Annotated in this window: 14 protein-coding genes; 4 read left to right on the top strand and 10 right to left on the bottom strand. The window is 73.2% G+C overall.

Annotated elements, in window-relative coordinates; translation table 11 throughout:
- The first annotated feature begins 130 nt into the window (after positions 1-130).
- The gene (locus tag OUQ99_RS04910) at positions 131-1,039 is read left to right on the top strand and encodes an alpha/beta fold hydrolase (RefSeq protein ID WP_267948235.1); all 909 of its coding nucleotides are present in this window, start codon (positions 131-133) and stop codon (positions 1,037-1,039) included.
- Positions 1,040-1,357: 318 nt separating this feature from the next.
- Here OUQ99_RS04910 and OUQ99_RS04905 read toward each other — a convergent pair whose 3' ends face one another.
- The 7 genes from OUQ99_RS04905 to OUQ99_RS04875 form a co-directional block, all read right to left on the bottom strand.
- Entirely contained in the window at positions 1,358-2,434 is a 1,077-nt protein-coding gene (locus OUQ99_RS04905) for an MBL fold metallo-hydrolase (RefSeq protein WP_267950256.1), read from the bottom strand.
- A 110-nt stretch (positions 2,435-2,544) separates the two neighbouring features.
- A complete protein-coding gene (locus tag OUQ99_RS04900) occupies positions 2,545-3,420 on the bottom strand; it encodes a PHP domain-containing protein (protein WP_267948234.1) in 876 nt (291 codons plus the stop codon).
- 61 nt (positions 3,421-3,481) lie between these two features.
- Positions 3,482-4,141, bottom strand: coding sequence for a DUF6758 family protein (locus OUQ99_RS04895; RefSeq protein WP_267948233.1), 660 nt, complete (start codon positions 4,139-4,141; stop codon positions 3,482-3,484).
- 93 nt (positions 4,142-4,234) lie between these two features.
- On the bottom strand, positions 4,235-6,133 hold the full coding sequence (typA, locus tag OUQ99_RS04890; protein ID WP_267948232.1) for a translational GTPase TypA: 1,899 nt from the start codon (positions 6,131-6,133) through the stop codon (positions 4,235-4,237).
- A 414-nt stretch (positions 6,134-6,547) separates the two neighbouring features.
- Complete coding sequence (locus OUQ99_RS04885) at positions 6,548-6,982, bottom strand: (deoxy)nucleoside triphosphate pyrophosphohydrolase (protein ID WP_267950255.1); 435 nt, start codon at positions 6,980-6,982, stop codon at positions 6,548-6,550.
- An 88-nt stretch (positions 6,983-7,070) separates the two neighbouring features.
- Complete coding sequence (recD2, locus tag OUQ99_RS04880) at positions 7,071-9,296, bottom strand: SF1B family DNA helicase RecD2 (RefSeq protein WP_267948231.1); 2,226 nt, start codon at positions 9,294-9,296, stop codon at positions 7,071-7,073.
- Positions 9,297-9,330: 34 nt separating this feature from the next.
- Entirely contained in the window at positions 9,331-9,768 is a 438-nt protein-coding gene (locus tag OUQ99_RS04875; protein WP_267948230.1) for an MmcQ/YjbR family DNA-binding protein, read from the bottom strand.
- 175 nt (positions 9,769-9,943) lie between these two features.
- Here OUQ99_RS04875 and OUQ99_RS04870 point away from each other — a divergent pair, with 175 nt between their 5' ends.
- Positions 9,944-11,050 (top strand): serine/threonine-protein kinase, encoded by a 1,107-nt coding sequence (locus OUQ99_RS04870; protein WP_267948229.1) that lies wholly within the window; start codon positions 9,944-9,946, stop codon positions 11,048-11,050.
- Positions 11,051-11,242: 192 nt separating this feature from the next.
- On the opposite strand, the gene OUQ99_RS04865 is transcribed toward OUQ99_RS04870, so the two are convergent.
- On the bottom strand, positions 11,243-11,806 hold the full coding sequence (locus tag OUQ99_RS04865; RefSeq protein ID WP_267948228.1) for a hypothetical protein: 564 nt from the start codon (positions 11,804-11,806) through the stop codon (positions 11,243-11,245).
- Between the two features lie 323 nt (positions 11,807-12,129).
- On the opposite strand from OUQ99_RS04865, the gene OUQ99_RS04860 reads away from it, so the two are divergent.
- Positions 12,130-14,262: a bifunctional metallophosphatase/5'-nucleotidase gene (locus OUQ99_RS04860; RefSeq protein ID WP_267948227.1), complete on the top strand. Its 2,133-nt coding sequence runs from the start codon at positions 12,130-12,132 to the stop codon at positions 14,260-14,262.
- Between the two features lie 88 nt (positions 14,263-14,350).
- Here the strand turns inward: OUQ99_RS04860 and OUQ99_RS04855 are convergent, their stop codons facing one another.
- Entirely contained in the window at positions 14,351-14,788 is a 438-nt protein-coding gene (locus OUQ99_RS04855) for a hypothetical protein (protein ID WP_267948226.1), read from the bottom strand.
- Positions 14,789-15,059: 271 nt separating this feature from the next.
- A complete protein-coding gene (locus OUQ99_RS04850) occupies positions 15,060-15,908 on the bottom strand; it encodes a hypothetical protein (protein ID WP_267948225.1) in 849 nt (282 codons plus the stop codon).
- A gap of 830 nt (positions 15,909-16,738) precedes the next feature.
- Here OUQ99_RS04850 and OUQ99_RS04845 point away from each other — a divergent pair.
- Positions 16,739-17,407 carry a response regulator transcription factor gene (locus tag OUQ99_RS04845; protein ID WP_017570862.1) on the top strand — a complete coding sequence of 223 codons (669 nt, stop codon included), beginning with the start codon at positions 16,739-16,741 and terminating at the stop codon, positions 17,405-17,407.
- The last annotated feature ends 49 nt before the right edge of the window (positions 17,408-17,456 follow it).

The following is a 17,456-nucleotide window of genomic DNA, read 5'->3' as shown; positions in this document are numbered from 1 at the left end:
CGGGCGCCACGGCGAGCGCACGACGTGCGGGCACCGCGTCTCCCCCGCGGTGCCGGTGTCGGCGGCCGCTCCGCCGGCCACGGCCCGGGGTATCCCGGGCCGGGCCACCGATCGTCTAGGGTGGCCCGACGTGAGTACACCTCAGTTCATCGACCTGCCGCCGGGCGTGCGGCGCGCGGACCTGCCCCTCTCCTACGGTCCCCTCGCCGCCCTGCGCGCTCTTCCCACCTCAGGGGGCACCGAGCTGGCTCCCGCTGTCCTGGTGCACGGTTTCACCGGCAGCAAGGAGGACTTCATCGCCCTCCTCCAGAGCCTCGCCCAGGCGGGCCGGGAAGTGGTCGCGATCGACCTTCCCGGCACCTACGAGTCGCCGGGGCCGGAGACCCTCCGGGCTCCCCCGGGCGTCCAGCTCCCCGACTACCGCCTGTCCTCCCTCGGCGGCGTGGTCGCCGAGGTCCTCCACCTCGTCGGCGGAAGCGGACAGGCCCACCTGGTGGGGCACTCCTTCGGCGGCCTGGTGGCCCGCGAGACCGCCCTGTCCGGGCTCGCCGACCTCGCTTCGCTGACCCTGATGTGCAGCGGCCCGGCGGCCCTGGGCGGCCCGGGCGCCATGACCGCCCGCGGCCTCATCGCCGCCCTCTCCGTCGACCCCACCCCCGAACGGCTCCGCGAGCTGTGGGAGGAGCGGTTCGACGCGGAGGCGCGCAGCCGCACCCCCGACCCGGTGATCCGGGAGTTCCTCCGGGAACGGCTGCTGTCCAGCAGCGCCCTGGGGCTGATGCGCACCGCCGAGGACCTGCTGGGCGCCGAGGACCGGGTCGGCGAACTCGCCGACCTGAAGATCCCCTCGCTCGTCGTCTACGGCGAGAACGACACCGCGTGGACCCCGGCCGCCCAGGACGACATGGCCGAGCGGATGGGCGCGCGAAGACTGGTGGTGCCGGGTGCGGGCCACTCCCCCAACGTCGAGGCGCCCGAGACCACGTCGGGTGTGCTGACCTCGTTCTGGAACGAGACGGAGTCGGTCGGCCGGCGCTGACGGGCCGACCGGAACCGTCGCCGGTGTGACGCTGGGTCCCCGCCCCCGATGATCGTGTACCCGTGGCCGGTCCCGGCACCTCGGGGTCACGTGGTGGTGGCAACGGGGGTCTTGTGGAGTACCCCGGCCGGGACAGCCCGCCCCAGGGTGTGACGGGGGCGGGGCCGCACGGCGCGCCCGCGGGGTGCGCCCGGCCGGGGGTCGGTGGCGCACGCCCCGGCCGCCGCACCGGGGCGGGCCCCGCCCTCGCCCCCGGCTCCCGAACGCGCCGTGCCGCCGCCCCGAGGGGCGGCGGCACGGCGTTGCTCCTGTCCGGGGTCAGACCCAGGAGTCGAAGTTCTTGCTCTCCGCGCCCGAGGTGGTGGACGGACCGCGGTCCGGCAGGATGCGGGTGTCCGGCGGGAGGGACAGCAGCGCCTCACCGATGGAGGCCAGCTGCGTCGTGTAGTCGATGTAGGTGTTGCCGACCATGCCCGGCTCGCCCTTGCGCAGCGCGTCGCCGCTGAAGACGACGCCCAGTTCGGCGATGTAGTAGCCGACGCTGCCGGAGGAGGTCCCGGGCAGGGCGAGGACGTCGATGTGCAGGTCCGCGATGTCGAGGGCGCCCTGGCCCTCCACCTCGATCTCGGGCCGGTGCTCGGCCCCGTGGTGGCGCCGCCAGGCGCGCATCTCGCGGGGGTGCAGCGCGATGTCGGCGTCCGCCTCCTCGGCGACCTTGATGGCCGACTCGATGTGCGGACCGTAGGCGTTGGTGCAGGCCACGAGGTAGATCTCGCGGTCTCCGACGGCCTCCAGGACGGCCTCGGCGTCGTAACCGGGGTCGATGACGATGACGCCCTCGTCGTCCGCCTTCACGATCCACGTGTTGGCGACGACGTCGAACTTCTCGTCGTCGAACTCGAAGACGCCGACGCTGCGCACGCGCGTGATGCCGTCGGGGTCGGGGCCGGTCACGCCGACCTCCTCCGTCTCGTCGGCGAACAGCCCGACGGGCTCGTCCGCCTCGGCCGCCACCGCCTCGGCGTCCTCGTCCGCCTCGGCGGCCTCCGCGTCGGGCTCCCCCTCGCCGACGACGGGCTTCTCGTCGTCGGCGGGCGCCTCGTCGGCATCGGCGTCGGCGACGGGCTTCTCGTCGGTGGAGGCGGCGTCCGCCTCGGCCCCGCCGGGGTCCTTCTCGGAGCCGTCGGCCCCGCCGGGGTCCTTCTCGGAGCCGTCGGCCCGGCCGGAGTCCTTCTCCGAGGCCTCCGCGACCGCGTCCTTCTCCTCGGACGGGTTCTCCCCGGCCGTGCCGGAGTCGGTCGCCCCGGCCGCCGCCTTGTCGTCCACCGCGACCTCCGCAGCGGAATCGGTGGCCTCCGGGCCTTCCTGCTTCTTCGGCTTCCGCTTCCAGAACACGGCGTCAGACCTTTCGGTTTCGTCCAGGTACAGGTAGTTCTGCTGCGACCATTGTCGCGCTACCGCGCAGTGGTCGGTACCGTACCGGACGCCGGAGGGCGACACGCTGGTCACCCCTTGATCAGAGGCACCCCCGTCGCGGGCTCCACGAGCTCGTCGAACGCGTCGGGGGCGGTGGTGTGGCGTCCGAGCCGGTGGCCCGTGAGGCTCCCGTGGTCGTCGCTGGAACCGGTCACCACCACGCCCAGGTCGGCGGCCACGCCCCGCCAGTACGCGGTCTGCTTCCGGTTGTGGGAGGGGTGGTCCGCCTCGATGCCCCCCAGCCCCGCCTCGACCATGCGCTCCACGAGGTCCAGCGGGACGGCCCCGTTGAGGGAGCCCTCCGCGCGGGCCGGATGGGCCAGGGAGCACACCCCGCCCGCGGCCCTGACCAGGCCGACCGCGCGGACGGGGTCGATCGCGTAGCGGGAGGCGTAGGCGGGGCCGCCCGAGCCGATCCAGCGGTCGAAGGCGTCCTGGACGTCGCGGGCGGCGCCGGCCTCCACGATCGCGCGGGCCAGGTGGGGGCGGCCGATCGTGTTGGCGTCGGCGTACTCCGCCCGGCCCGCCCCCGCGATCTCCAGGACCCGCTCCCAGGAGACGTCCACCCCCTGCTCCCTGAGCTTGCGGACCATCTCCTCCGCACGGGAGGCCCTGTCGGAGCGCACCCTGCGCAGTTCGCCGTCCAGGCCGGGGTCCTCGGGGTCGAAGAGGTAGGACACCAGGTGGACGCTGGAGCCGGCGTAGGCGCAGGACAGCTCCATGCCCGGGACGAGCGTGAACCCCGGCGGGAGGTGCGCGGCCGCCTCCCCGATCCCGCCGACGGTGTCGTGGTCGGTGAGGGCCAGGACGTCCAGACCCGCGGCGACCGCGTGCCCGACGACGTCGGCGGGGGCGTCGGTCCCGTCGGAGACCGAGCTGTGCGAGTGCAGGTCGATACGTGTCACCGGGCGATTGTACGTAAGTCCCGGCCCGGGTGCCCCGAACGGGTGGGCCCGCGGGCCCCGGTCAGCGCTCCCGGGGCGCGAGGACGCGGGAGAGGAAGGGGCTCGCCGCCCCGAACGGCGGCTCCAGCGCGACGCCGCCGTCGTTGATGTCGCGCAGGTCCCTCAGGGAGTTGATCTCGCACATGAGGAGGCCGGTGTCGGCGGAGGCGAAGACGATCCACAGCCAGTGGGCGAGCGCCTCGCCCGTGTACACCGCCCGGTCGCGTCCCACCGCCAGGTTCCACAGCGCGATCTCGTGGCCGTCGAACCGCAGTTTGGCGTCGGCCGCCGCCGCGTCGAAACCGTTGCCGGGATCCGGCCCGTCCAGGCCGGCGAGGCGTGCGCCGAGCCCGACGCCGGGGTCCTCGGCGACGATGGCGATCTCGCCGACCCCGCCGAGGGGGTCGGGTCCGGACAGGGCGACGACCGTGGCGAGCGCGCCGCTGCGTTCGTCACCGGCCTCGGCGAACCCGGTGACGACCCAGTTGGCGGGCAGCGGCCAGGGGATCCACACCGGGACGCGCGCCTGGGGCAGGAGTGCCTCGAGCGAGGACGTGCCCGGGGCGCGAACCCCCTGCAGCGGGGCCACGGCTCCGTGGACGTCGCACTGCCAGGCGCTGGTCCACAGCCCCGGAGGCTGGACCGCGCGCCCGCACCGGGGACACGAGGGCTCGGTCTTCATGCTGTTTGCGACCTACCCGGGCACCCCGGCGGGAAAACGCCCGGTGGGCGGGTCGCGTACGCGACCCGCCCACCGTGTGCGACCCCGTACGCCCTACGAGGACTGCTGCTGGCGCTTCTTGTTGGCCGCGGTCCGGCCGCGCTCCTTCTGGTCGAGGACGACCTTGCGGATGCGCACGTGCTCGGGGGTGACCTCGACGCACTCGTCCTCGCGGCAGAACTCCAGGGCCTGCTCCAGGGACAGCTTGCGCGGCGGCACCAGGCGCACCAGCTCGTCGCCGGTGGCCGAGCGCATGTTGGTGAGCTTCTTCTCCTTGGTGATGTTGACGTCCATGTCGTCGGAGCGCGAGTTCTCGCCGACGATCATGCCCTCGTACACCTCGGTGGTGGGCTCGACGAACAGCGTGCCGCGCTCCTGGAGGTTGAACATCGCGAACGGCACCGCGACGCCCGCCCGGTCGGCCACCAGGGACCCGTTGGGACGGGTGCGCAGCTCACCGAACCACGGCTCGACCTTCTCGAAGACGTGGTGGGCGATACCGGTGCCCCGGGTCTCGGTGAGGAACTCGGTGCGGAAGCCGATGAGGCCGCGGGAGGGGACCAGCCAGTCCATGCGCACCCAGCCGGTGCCGTGGTTGACCATGTTCTCCATGCGGCCCTTGCGGACGCTGAGCAGCTGGGTGATGGCGCCCATGTACTCCTCGGGGGCGTCCACCGTGAGGCGCTCGACGGGCTCGTGGACCTTGCCGTCGATGACCTTGGTGACCACCTGCGGCTTGCCGACGGTCAGCTCGTAGCCCTCGCGGCGCATCTGCTCGACCAGGATGGCCAGGGCCAGCTCGCCGCGGCCCTGCACCTCCCAGGTGTCGGGCCGCTCGGTGGGCAGGATGCGCAGGGAGACGTTGCCGACGAGCTCCTTCTCCAGGCGGTCCTTGACCAGGCGGGCGGTGACCTTGGAGCCCTTGACCTTGCCGACGAGCGGCGAGGTGTTGGTGCCGATGGTCATGGAGATGGCCGGCTCGTCCACCGTGATCAGGGGGAGCGGGACCGGGTTCTCCAGGTCGGCGAGGGTCTCGCCGATCATGATGTTCTCGATGCCGGCGATGGCCGCGATGTCGCCGGGCCCAGCCTTCTCGGCGGGCTTGCGCTCCAGCCCGTCGGTCATCAGCAGCTCGGTGATCTTGACCTGCTGGGTGCTGCCGTCGGTGCGGATCCACGCGACCTGCTGGCCCTTGCGGAGCTCGCCCTGCTGCACCCGGACGAGCGCGAGGCGGCCCAGGAAGGGGGAGGCGTCCAGGTTGGTGACGTGGGCCTGGAGGGGTGCGTCCGGGATGTACTCCGGGGCCGGGATGGTCTCCAGGATGGTGCTGAAGAGCGGAACGAGGTTGTCGTTCTCCGGCACGGTGCCGTTCTCGGGACGCTCCAGGGAGGCCTTGCCGTCGCGGGCGCAGGTGTAGACGATCGGGAACTCGATCTGCGACTCGTCGGCGTCCAGGTCCATGAACAGCTCGTAGGTGTCGTCCACGACCTCGGCGATCCGGCTGTCGGGCCGGTCGACCTTGTTGATGACGAGGATGACGGGGAGCTTGGCCTGGAGGGCCTTGCGGAGCACGAAGCGGGTCTGCGGGAGCGGACCCTCGCTCGCGTCCACGAGCAGGACGACGCCGTCGACCATGGACAGGCCGCGCTCGACCTCGCCGCCGAAGTCGGCGTGGCCGGGGGTGTCGATGATGTTGATGACCACGTCCTCGCCCTCGGGCGTGGTGTAGTGGACGGCCGTGTTCTTCGCGAGAATGGTGATGCCCTTCTCGCGCTCCAAGTCGTTGGAGTCCATCACCCGGTCGTCGACGTCCTGGTTCTCACGGAACACACCGGACTGCCAGAGCATGGCGTCAACGAGGGTCGTCTTGCCGTGGTCCACGTGGGCCACGATCGCGACGTTGCGGAGGTCGCTGCGGCGTGCGGAGCCCTCGACGGGCGTAGCGCTGGACATGGGAAAGTCTCGATCTCCTGGTACTGGGAAGAGACCGCAGATTGCCACGGCCCGTTGCCAGTTTATGCGGTCATAGTGGTCTGGTTGGGAAACGTGCGGGTCACCCCGGTCACCCCCGACCGCCCGGCGCCGGCGCCGGCCACCCCGCGTTCACCTCACGGACGGCCGTACCGGTCCGGGAACGGTGGCACGGGGTCGGTCCGCGGAGGTTCCGAGTGCGTCGCCGCGGGTCCGAGTCTTCGACGCGGTGGGACGCCCGGTTCTTCCCCGAGCCCGTTTCCCTCCCGGCGCCGACCGCTCGACCGGGCGAGGGCGGTACCGGGGTGGTGCTCTCCGGCGTCCGCCGGGGCGTGTCCCGGGCGCCGGCGGAGGCCGGGCACGGGCCCCGGTCGCGGACGGACCGATGGGTACAGCCTACGGGTGGACGGCTGTCCCCGGTGCGAGCAGGGGTGCGATCAGGTCGAGGAAGGGGACGTCCGCGGGCAGCCACGGGACGGTGCGCAGGTCGGAGGCGGTGAGCCAGCGCAGGGAGAGGTGTTCCAGCGCCTCGGGCTCGCCGGCGACCAGTTCGACGCGCCAGAGCCGGAGCACGGCGGGCCTCGGCCGGGAGGGGCCGGGAGCGGGGAAGGGCGCGTCCTCACCGATCCTGTGGAGGGGCCGGACGGTCACACCGAGTTCCTCCCGGCACTCGCGGACCACCGCGTCGGCCGGGGTCTCCCCCGGGTCGACCTTGCCGCCGGGGAACTCCCACCTCCCCCGCAGGGCCGGGGGGTCGGCCCGCTGGGCGGCCAGCGCCAGGCCGTCCCGGATGACGACCGCGCCCACCACGACCAGGGTCTGCTGCTCCACGTGTTCCACGCCCGCCAGCCTAGTAAGGCCCGGCGGCGCGCAGGGCGGCGGCTCCGCCCCTCGGGCCGGGGCGGTGGGGAGCCCGCGTTCAGGCGCCCGCCGGGGCCGACCGGAGCCGGTGTGCCAGGGCTGTGTGCCGGTGGCCGGAGGAGGCGTTGCGGACCGCCTGGGCCAGGGCCCGGCGGGACCCCACCAGGACGACCAGCCTCTTGGCCCTGGTGACGGCCGTGTAGAGGAGGTTGCGCTGGAGCATCATCCAGGCGCTGGTGGTGACGGGGACGACCACGGCGGGGTACTCGCTGCCCTGGGAGCGGTGCACGGTGATGGCGTAGGCGTGGGCGAGTTCGTCCAGTTCCGCGAAGTCGTAGACGATCTCCTCCTCCTCGTCCGTGCGCACCGTGATCTCCTGGGCGACCGCGTCGATGCCCTCGACCACGCCGAGCGTCCCGTTGAACACCCCGTTCTCGCCCTTGTCGTAGTTGTTGCGGATCTGCGTGACCTTGTCGCCGACACGGAAGACCCGGCCGCCGAAACGGCGCTCCGGGACGTGGTCGCCCGCGGGGGTCACCGCGGACTGGAGCACCGTGTTGAGGTTGGCCGCCCCGGCGGGCCCGCCCTTCATGGGGGTGAGCACCTGGACGTCCCGGCGCGGGTCGAGGCCGAACCTGCGGGGGATCCGGTTGGCGACCACGTCCACGGTCATCCGCGCCGCGTCCTCGGACTCCTCGCAGGGGAACAGGAAGAAGTCGGCCATGCCCTCGAACCGCGGCGGCTCCCCGCCGTTGATCCTGTGGGCGTTGGTGATGACGCCGGAGTCCTGGGCCTGCCGGAAGACGTGGGTCAGGCGCACGCTGGGGACGGGGGAGCCCTCGGCCAGGAGGTCCCTGAGGACCTGGCCCGCCCCGACCGACGGCAGCTGGTCGACGTCGCCGACGAACAGCAGGTGGGCCCCGGGCGGCACCGCCTTGACCAGCTTGTTGGCCAGGAGCACGTCCAGCATCGACGCCTCGTCCACGACCAGCAGGTCGCAGTCGAGGGGGTTGTCGCGGTCGAAGGCGGCGTCGCCCCCCGGCCGGAGTTCGAGGAGCCGGTGCACCGTGCGCGCCTCGATCCCGGTCATCTCGGTGAGGCGCTTGGCGGCCCGCCCCGTGGGCGCGGCGAGGATGATCTTCGCTTGCTTGGCAGCGGCCAGCGTGACGACGGACGCGACGGTGAAGGACTTGCCGCAGCCGGGGCCGCCGGTGAGCACGCACACCTTCTCCGTGAGGGCCAGCCGGACGGCCTCGCGCTGGGCCTCGGCGAGGTCGGCACGGGTGCGCTTGCGCAGCCAGTCCATGACGACGTCCCAGTCCGCTCCGGCGAAGGCGGGGATGCGGTCGGCCGGGTGGGCGAGCAGCGAGCGCAGCCCCGAGGTGAGGCCGATCTCGGCGCGGTGCATCGGCAGCAGGTAGACGGCGCGGACGGGTTCGCCCGCGGGGCCGGGCACGGTCTCGCGGACCACGCCCTCGGCGGCGACGAGTTCGGCGAGGCACTCGATCACCAGGCCCGCCTCCACCTGGAGGATCTTCACCGCGGCGGAGATGAGCTTCTCCTCGGGGAGGTAGCAGTGGCCGTCGCCCGTGGACTCCGAGAGGGTGAACTGGATCCCGGCCATCACCCGCTGCGGGCTGTCGTGCGGGATGCCCACGGCCCGGGCGATGGTGTCGGCGGTCTTGAAGCCGATCCCCCAGACGTCGGTGGCCAGGCGGTACGGCTCCTTCTGCACGACGTCGACGGAGGCGTCGCCGTACTTCTTGTAGATGCGCACGGCGAGGGAGGTGGTGACCTCGACCCCCTGGAGGAAGACCATGACCTCCTTGATGGCCTTCTGCTCCTCCCAGGCGTCCGCGATGAGCCTGGTGCGCTTGGGTCCGAGGCCGGGCACCTCGACGAGCCTCTCGGGGTGCTCCTCGATGACCTCCAGCGCCTCGGTGCCGAAGTGCCCGACGATGCGCTCGGCCATCTTGGGGCCGATGCCCTTGATCAGGCCCGAGCCGAGGTAGCGGCGGATGCCCTGCACGGTGGCGGGCAGGACGGTGGTGTAGTCGTCCACGTGGAACTGCCTGCCGTACTGGGGGTGCGACCCCCAGCGGCCGTGCATGCGCAGCGCCTCTCCCGGCTGGACCCCCATGAGGGATCCGACGACGGTGAGGAGGTCGTGCGCGCCCCGCCCCGTGTCGACCTTGGCGACGGTGTACCCGTTGTCCTCGTTGGCGTAGGTGATGCGTTCCAGGACACCCTGCACGACCGCGGGCCGGAAGGTTCCGTCGGACACGTGGTCGCCCTCCTCTCCCGTGGACCGGGCGCGTTCACGCCTGTTCCGGTGTCGCCGTGCCCGCCCCTCCGAGGTCCGGCGCGTCGTCGCCGAGCACGGCGAGCACGCGGTCGCGGTCGGCTCTGCGCAGGCTACTCGCCACCAGGACGTAGGAGTGCCTCAGCATCTCCGCGACCTCGTCGTCGGGCACGGTGCCGTCGAGGAGCACGGAGTTCCAGTGCTTCTTGCTCATGTGGTAACCGGGGGTGACGGCCGGGTACCGGTCCCGCAGCTCCAGGGCCAGGCCGGGATCGCACTTGAGGTTGACCGTGGCCGGGGCGTCGTCCTCGCCGCCCTGGTCGGACCCCCCTGTGAGCAGGGCGAACATCTTCTGCCCCGCCACCTTGTAGACCAGGGCGCCGGGACCGAAGGGCTCGCTCTCGTCGGCCTCGGGGAACCACAGCGCCGCGTCGATGAACTGTCCGGGTGTCATGGCGTCGCCTTCCTCTCGCCCTCGACAGTGCCAGAGGGCGACGACGTTCCGGAGGGTCGTCCGGCGCCCCCGGCGGGCGGGCCGCCGGGAGCCGGGGTGCGGCGCGTGCCGACCGGCCCCGAGGGGGCCGCGGATAGACTCCGGCGCAGCAGCCCCCACCGACAAGGGAGCGTCCATGAAGGCCAGAGGCGCACGCAGGCTCGACCCCCTGGAGCCCGGGGACCCCCGCGAGATCGGCGGGCACAGGGTGCGCGGCCGGATCGGCTCCGGTGGCATGGGCACCGTGTACGCGGCGGACTCCCCCGGCGTGCAGGGCTACCTGGCGGTGAAGGTCGTCCACCCGGGTCAGGCCGCCGACCGCCGGTTCCGCGAGCGCTTCGCGCTCGAGGCCCGCCTGCTCTCCAGGGTGAACAGCCCCTCGGTGGCGCGGTTCGTGCGCGCCGACGTGGAGGCGGACCTGCCGTGGATGATCACCGAGTACGTCCCCGGGCCGACCCTGCGGTACCACGTGGAGCGGTTCGGGCGCCTGCGCAGGGGCATGCTGCTGGGCCTGGCCGTCGGCACGGCCGAGGCGCTGCGTGCCGTCCACGCGGCCGGGGTGGTGCACCGCGACCTCAAGCCGAGCAACGTGGTGCTCTCCCCCACCGGACCCAAGATCCTCGACTTCGGCATCGCGCATCCCGTGGAGGACCCCGACCCGACCAAGTGGATCCGGCTGCGCCGGATGCGCCGCGCCTACCGCGACCTCGGGCTGCCCTCACCGGACACCCTGGCGGACGAGCGGGTCTCCTCGACGGTGGACCGGCTGGGAACGCCCGGGTGGATCAGCCCCGAGCAGTACCAGCGCCGGCCCACGACGCAGAAGGCCGACGTGTTCCTGTGGGGGGCGGTGACGGCGTTCGCCTCGGTGGCGCACGACCCGTTCGGGAGGGCGGACGTCAAGGAGATGGCCCGGCGCGTGATGTTCGAGGAGCCCGACCTCCAGCACCTGCCGCCCGGCCTGGAGCGGCTGGTGCTCGCCGCGATGTCCAAGGACCCGGACGAGAGGCCGGACTCCGCGGAGCTGCTCCGGGAGGCGCTGGCCCTGGAGTCCCCCGAGGGCGGGGTGCGCCCGCCGGACGGCGGGGAGGCCTCGCCCGGGACGGGCGCCGCGGCCGTGCGCCGCCTGTTGGAGCGCAGGTGGACGGAGGTGGCGGTGCGCCCGCCGCAGCCCCCGCGCGAGGGGCCGCGCCTGTTCGGCCGCACCGCCCCGGACGCGGGGGCGGACGGGTCCGCCCCGTAGCACCCGCGGCGGCGCGCCCCGGAACGGGCTTAGGGCGTGTTCCGTGGATGCTGTCCGTCGCGAGCGGCGCATCCGGTGCGTTCATCGCAAGGCCGAAGAAGGAGTCGGGGTGGGGTCCTGTCGACAGATGAGAACGCCGCGAGGGGCGTGCCGGGGCGACGCGCAGCAGGGCGAGTGTCCGCGGAACACGCCCTAGAGGAGCCCGTAGTGGGCGCGGCCCTCACGGGAGAACATGTGGGCGATCATCGTGACCGCGAAGCCCAGCGGGACGGCGGCGATCAGGTCGCCGAGGACGAGGTTCCACAGCAGGAGGCCCCCGGCGACGGTCTGGAAGGCCACCACGCCCCAGAAGACGCCGACGGTGCGCTGCCGGATCCGGCCGGCCAGGAGCGTGGACAGCAGTCCGTACACACCGGTGACGGCGGCCATGGTGATCATCATGGAGCGCATCATCTCGACGCTGACCGCGAGCTCGACCCCCTCCTCGGCGGCGAGGTCCGCCTGCTGCCGCAGGGCGTCGGCCATCACCTCCTGGGGCACGCTCAGCCCCAGCAGGAACAGGGCCGTCAGCCCGAGGCCGCAGGCGCCGCCGATGTACATCAGCGTGCGCACGACCGCCACCTTCCTCGGCAGCGGCGCGTCGGGGCGGAGCGCGTCGAAGCGGGCGCCGAAGTCGGGGAGCCCCCGCTGCGGCGGGACGTCGCCTCCGCCCTGCGCCCCGTTGGGGTCGTACGGGTCCTGGCCAGAGGGAAACACTGACGTCCTCCGAGGGTGTCGAGCGAACTTGCCTCCCCCATGGTAGGGGCGGCCGGCCCGCCGGGCGCGGGATCGGGCGGCGAATTCCCCGACACTCCCCCGCGTCGGGGGCGACGGCGGTCACCGGGGGTGATGATGGGGGGCATGAGAAGCTGTACAAGGCGATACGGCTGGGACGAAATCCCCGGTCCGCACCGCAGATTCCGCACATCGTAACCCCTCGGCACGTGCCCGATCCTTCTCACCCCTCCAGGGCGGTCCACCCCGGCCCCCGCCCGCCGCAGGCGGATCCCCCGCCGCTCCCCCGAAGGAGTCCCGCAGACATGTCCAGACTCGTGCGCGCCTCAGCGGCGCTGATGCTGGTGGGCGCCTTCGCGGTTCCGCTGCCGTCGGCCTCGGCCGCGGTCCGGCCCGCGGCCCCCGACGGTCCCCCCGACTTCACACTGACGATCCTCCACGCCAACGACCCCGAGTCCCAGCTGCTCTCCGCTTCCGGCCAGGACGACTTCGGCGGCGCGGCCCGCTTCACCACGCTGCTCGACCGGCTCCGGGAGACCGAGGGCGACGGCGCGGAGGCCGGGGCCGACGAGGCCCGCGAGCGCGGTGTCGTCACCGTCAACTCCGGTGACATGTACCTTCCCGGGCCCGAGTTCGCCGCCTCCCAGGAGGACGGTGCGCCCTCCTACGACGCCATCGCCGCCAACCACGCCCGCTACGACGCGATCTCCATGGGCAACCACGAGTTCGACTTCGGCCCGGACGTGTACGCCGACTTCGTGGACCAGCTCACCGGGGACACGACGGTGGTCGCCGCGAACGTGGACGTCTCGGCCGAGCCGGCCCTGGCGGCCCAGGAGGCGGCGGGCCGGATCGCCCCCAGCACCGTGGTCGAGGTCTCGGGGGAGCGGGTCGGCATCGTCGGCGCCCTCTACCCCCCGCTGGCCACCGTCACCAGCCCGCGCGGGGTGGTGGTCGAGGACCTCGTCGTCCCGGTCCAGGCCGAGGTCGACCGGCTGACCGGCGAGGGCGTCGACAAGATCATCATGATCTCCCACCTGCAGAACATCGCCTACGAGGAACGTGTGGCCCGGGAGCTGACCGGCGTCGACGCCATCGTGGCCGGGGGCGGCCACGAGGTGATGGCCGGCCCCGACGACGTCCTGGTGCCCGGGGACGAGGTCACCGCCCACCCGGAGACGGGTGAGCCGCTGGCCTACCCGCTGGTCGCCACCGCCCCGGACGGCACGGCGGTCCCGATCGTGACCGCCGGGTCGAACTACAAGTACGTGGGCCGCCTGGTCGTCAACTTCGACGGGGGCGACCTGGTGTCGGTCTCCGAGCGCTCCGGGCCGGTGCGCGTGTCCGGTGCGGGCGCCGACGCCGTCTCCCCCCACCCCGGGGTCGAGGCCGAGGTGACCGGGCCGGTCGCCGACCACGTCGCACAGCTCGCCGAGACCGAGGTGGCCCTGAGCGAGGTCGACCTCGACGGGGTCCAGAACCCGGGTGTGCGCACCCGGGAGACGAACCTGGGCAACCTGGTCGCGGACGGGCTGCTGGACACCGGGAGGCGCAACGCCGGCGAGTACGGGGTGCCCGAGCCGCAGATCGGCATCCAGAACGGCGGCGGTATCCGCAACGCGTCGGTGCTCCCCGCGGGGCCGCTGAGCGCGCTGGACACCTACTCCGTCGCGCCGTTCGCCAACCAGGTGGCCGTGGTCCCGGACCTCCCGCGTTCCCAGGTCAAGGAGCTGCTGGAGCAGGGCGTGGCCGCCGCCCCCGCGGCCAGCGGGGCGTTCATGCAGGTCGCCGGGGTCAACTTCGCGTACGACCCGGCGCGCACCGCGCAGGCGGTGGACGACGCGGGCACCGTGACGACCCCGGGCGAGCGGGTGCGCAACGTGATCCTGCACGACGGCACCGTCCTCGTGCGGGACGGCGAGGTCGTCGACGGCGATCCGGTCACGGTGGTCACCAACGACTTCTCCGCCAGGGGCGGGGACATGTACCCGTTCCGGGACGCCCCCTTCACCGTCGTCGGGGCGACCTACCAGGTGGCCCTGGAACGCCTGCTCACCGACACCCTGGAGGGCCGGGTCACGGCGCAGGCGTATCCCGAGGGCGGCTCCGGCCGCATCGTCGTGGGCGAGGAGGCCACGGTGCCGGACGGCGGCGGCACGCCCACCGAGCCCCCGGTCGGGCCGACGGCCGGCCCCACGGACCCCGCGGAGCCGACCGATCCGCCGAGCGCCGGGCCGACCGCTCCGGGAGGGGGCGGGCCGGGCGACGACAAGCCGGGCCGGCCGGACGGGGCGAACGGTGCGCTGCCGACGACCGGAAGCGCGTTGTTCGGCCTGGTCGCCGCGGCCGTGATCGCGGTCTGCGCCGGCGGTGCCGCGCTGTACCTGAGCCGCAGGCGCACGGGCGCCGGCACCGCGTCCGCCGGACCGGAGTCCTGACGGGAGGCGCGCCGGTCCCCCGGGGCCGGCGCGCGGCAGGGGCCCGTCCGGGGCGTTCCCCGGGCGGGCCCCTGCCGCGCGGAGGGCGTCAGCAGCCGGGGAGGCCGGCGACCGGCTTCCAGGGCTCGGCGAGCCGGAGGGCCGTCGCGCTGACGAAGACGTCCCGGTTGGCGCTGTCGTCGGTGAGCACCCACCACGTGGAGTAGCGGCCGTCCCCGTCGGAGTGGGGCTGCCCCTCGGTCTGGCAGAAGAAGTAGTGGCGCCCGGCCGGCAGCACGGTCCCCGTGGGGTGCCCGGTGTCCCGCTGCCGGTAGGTGCGGGCCTCCCGCCAGGTGGAGTAGTAGTGGCGGACCGAGTAGGAGCCCGGGACCACGTGGACGTCGGACGCGCCGTGGTCCGCGGGCGCGGCGGCGGTCTCCTGCGGGGGCGGGTCCGCCGACGCGGCGGCGGCCGGCGCCGCCAGTGCCGTGGGGAGGGCGAGCGCCAGTACCGCCGTCGCCGTTCTCAGGATGCCTCTGTGTGCCATCGCCGTTCCTCGCGTCTTCCGGGACCGGCACCGCCGCGGCGTCACGGAACCGTCGTCCGCAGGAGACGGTGGAACCTGGCACCGGGCCGGGTGGTCCTGGTGGAATGGATGCGGGGGGACCTGAATCCAGGCCAACCCCCTCCAACGCCACCATTGTCACGCAGAGTATTCACATCGTTGCTCAACGACACGAATTCCCCTCGCCCCCGGCCGGGCCGCTCCGACGCCGACCGCACGCCCACGCGTCCCGCCCGGCGGACCGGTGCTCCCGTCAGGGGCAGCCCGCCGCCTCCCGGGTCGCCTCGGCCATGTCGTCGCGCTCACCCTGGTCCATGGCGTCGCCGTCGAACCAGATCAGCACGAAGTGGCAGGCCTCCTGGATGTCGGCGGCGGTGCTGTCCTCGCTCTCCTCCAGGGCCATGGCGGCGAACAGCGCGATCCCTGCGCCGTCGAAGGCGATCGCCCGCATCAGGTTGGTGTCCATGGCGGAGGTGCACTGGAAGAGGTTCTCCTCCTCGTTCTCCGCCGTGCAGATGTCGTCGGTGACGTCCACCCGCGCGTCGATGGGGAAGTCGCGGCGCAATTCGTCGACCAGGTCCTCCGCGGTGATGAGCTCCTCCGCCTCGACGGACGGCTCGTCCGTGGGGAGGGGCCGGCCGGTGGGCGGGGGCTCCTCCGAGGGGGAGGGCCCGGGCGTCGGCGACCCCTCCTCCGACGCCTCCCCGCCGGGCTCCTCGGAGGGCGCGGCCGCGGCGGCCCCGGCCGCGCCCCCGGTCACCCTCCAGCCCAGGGCCATGCCGCCGCCGAGGAAGGACGCGCCCGCCAGGACCGCGATGACGGAGAGGACGGCCAGGAGACCGGTGCCGTAGCGACCGGGCCGGGACGGCTGGGCGGGAGGCGGACCGAACGGCCCCTGCGGCCCCTGCGGCCCTTGGAGGGAGGGTGGGGCCTGCGGGGCCCCCTGACCTCCCTGGAAGCCCTGGCCGCTCGCAGGCCCCTGGGCCCCTCGGCCCCCCGCGAAACCCTGGAAGCCCTGCTGCCCATGGGCTCCTTCAGCCCCCTGGGGCCCCTGGAAGCCCTGCGACCCCTGAAACCCCTGTGTCCCCTGGACCCCATGCACCCCTTGAGGCCCTTGAGGCCCCTGAGGCCCCTGAGGCCCCTGGACCTCCCGGGCCCCCGGCGGAACCTGTCCGTGCGGGGGCGCATGGTGCTCCCCGGGCCCTTGCCCCTGCCCCGCCCCCGGGAGGGGCGGGCCGCCGGCCGGCTGCCCCTGGAGCGGAGGCGTCGGCGGCAGCGGCTGGAACCGCGGCTCCTGGCGGCCGGACCCGGGGCCGGGGCCGGGCGGGCCCCAGGCGGGGCCGGGCCCACCGGGAGGTGCGGCGCGGCGGTCCGACCCGGGGACCCCGGGGAGCCCGGAACCCTCCGGAGTGCCCTGGTCCCCCGGGGGACCGTGCGCCCCCGGGGCTTCCTGGCGGCCCTGCGGGTCCGGCGCGCCCGGCGGCCCCTCCGGCCCCTCGGTTCCGCGCGGCGGAGTACCGGGCCCGCCGTCCGACCCGTGTTCGTTGTGGGGGTTCACGTACAGACTCCTCGCTGTCGGGGGACGCCGGCTCGGGCGGGTTCGTCGGTGGGGCTGCCGGGGCGGGCGGGCGCCGACGGGCTTCCCACCCGCTTCACGACGCCTTACTACCCCTTTTGTTATGAATCCTCCCACTTTCCCATTCGGAGTGACCTTCAGGGGGGAGGCATGGGCGTGCACCCGGCCCCGAGGACCGATCCCGGGGCGCATGTACGACCAAGACTCCCATTTTCAACAAGTAAGTGCAAAGAAAAGTCTCATGAGAGCAAATCGAACCATTTGACTGGTATGGGATTAGAGTATTTTCAGCCAACCTTGGGGCATCCGGCGCGCATAATAGGGAAATGCGCGACCCCGGACCTACGATCGACAACATGACCTGCGTTTTGCTGGCCGAAGACGATGTCTCGATCTCCGAGCCTCTCGCGCGCGCACTCCGTCGCGAGGGCTACACGGTGGACGTGACCGTCAACGGCATTGAGACACTCGACCGTGCCCGTGCGGGAGACATAGACCTGATGGTCCTGGATCTCGGGCTGCCCGAAATGGACGGGCTAGAGGTGGCACGTCGGCTCCGCGCCGAGGGCCACGGAACGCCGATCCTCATCCTGACCGCCCGCGCCGACGAGGTGGACACCGTCGTCGGCCTCGACGCGGGCGCCGACGACTACGTCACCAAGCCCTTCCGGCTCGCCGAACTCCTCGCCCGCGTCCGCGCGCTGCTGCGCCGGGGCGGCGCGGAGGTGCCCGTCGTGCACGGCGTGCGGATCGACAACGACTCCCGCCGCGCCTGGCTGGGCGAACGCGAACTCCAGCTGACCACCAAGGAGTTCGACCTCCTGCGCGTACTCGTGCGCGACGCGGGCAAGGTGGTGACCCGCGAGCAGATCATGCGCGAGGTGTGGGACACCAACTGGTGGGGTTCCACCAAGACACTCGACATGCACATCTCCTGGCTGCGCCGCAAACTCGGCGACGACGCCAACCAGCCCTCGTACATCACCACCGTCCGGGGCGTGGGCTTCCGGTTCGAGCGGGACTGACACGACCTTGGTTTCCGACGCGCTCAGCGCCGGTCGGCCCGGTCGGGGT

Origin of the sequence: Streptomonospora nanhaiensis, assembly GCF_026642255.1 — a bacterium.
In the GTDB taxonomy this organism is placed as follows: Bacteria; Actinomycetota; Actinomycetes; order Streptosporangiales; family Streptosporangiaceae; genus Nocardiopsis; species Nocardiopsis tropica.
This window is presented reverse-complemented; position numbering and strand designations above follow the sequence as displayed.

What these genes read in the sequence shown, in the direction of transcription:
- OUQ99_RS04895 (WP_267948233.1), bottom strand. Translation starts at nt 4,141, where the DNA reads ATGAAGACCGAGCCCTCGTGTCCCCGGTGCGGGCGCGCGGTCCAGCCT.
- OUQ99_RS04870 (WP_267948229.1), top strand. Translation starts at nt 9,944, where the DNA reads ATGAAGGCCAGAGGCGCACGCAGGCTCGACCCCCTGGAGCCCGGGGAC.
- OUQ99_RS04855 (WP_267948226.1), bottom strand. Translation starts at nt 14,788, where the DNA reads ATGGCACACAGAGGCATCCTGAGAACGGCGACGGCGGTACTGGCGCTC.
- typA (WP_267948232.1), bottom strand. Translation starts at nt 6,133, where the DNA reads ATGTCCAGCGCTACGCCCGTCGAGGGCTCCGCACGCCGCAGCGACCTC.
- OUQ99_RS04845 (WP_017570862.1), top strand. Translation starts at nt 16,739, where the DNA reads ATGACCTGCGTTTTGCTGGCCGAAGACGATGTCTCGATCTCCGAGCCT.
- OUQ99_RS04860 (WP_267948227.1), top strand. Translation starts at nt 12,130, where the DNA reads ATGTCCAGACTCGTGCGCGCCTCAGCGGCGCTGATGCTGGTGGGCGCC.
- OUQ99_RS04875 (WP_267948230.1), bottom strand. Translation starts at nt 9,768, where the DNA reads ATGACACCCGGACAGTTCATCGACGCGGCGCTGTGGTTCCCCGAGGCC.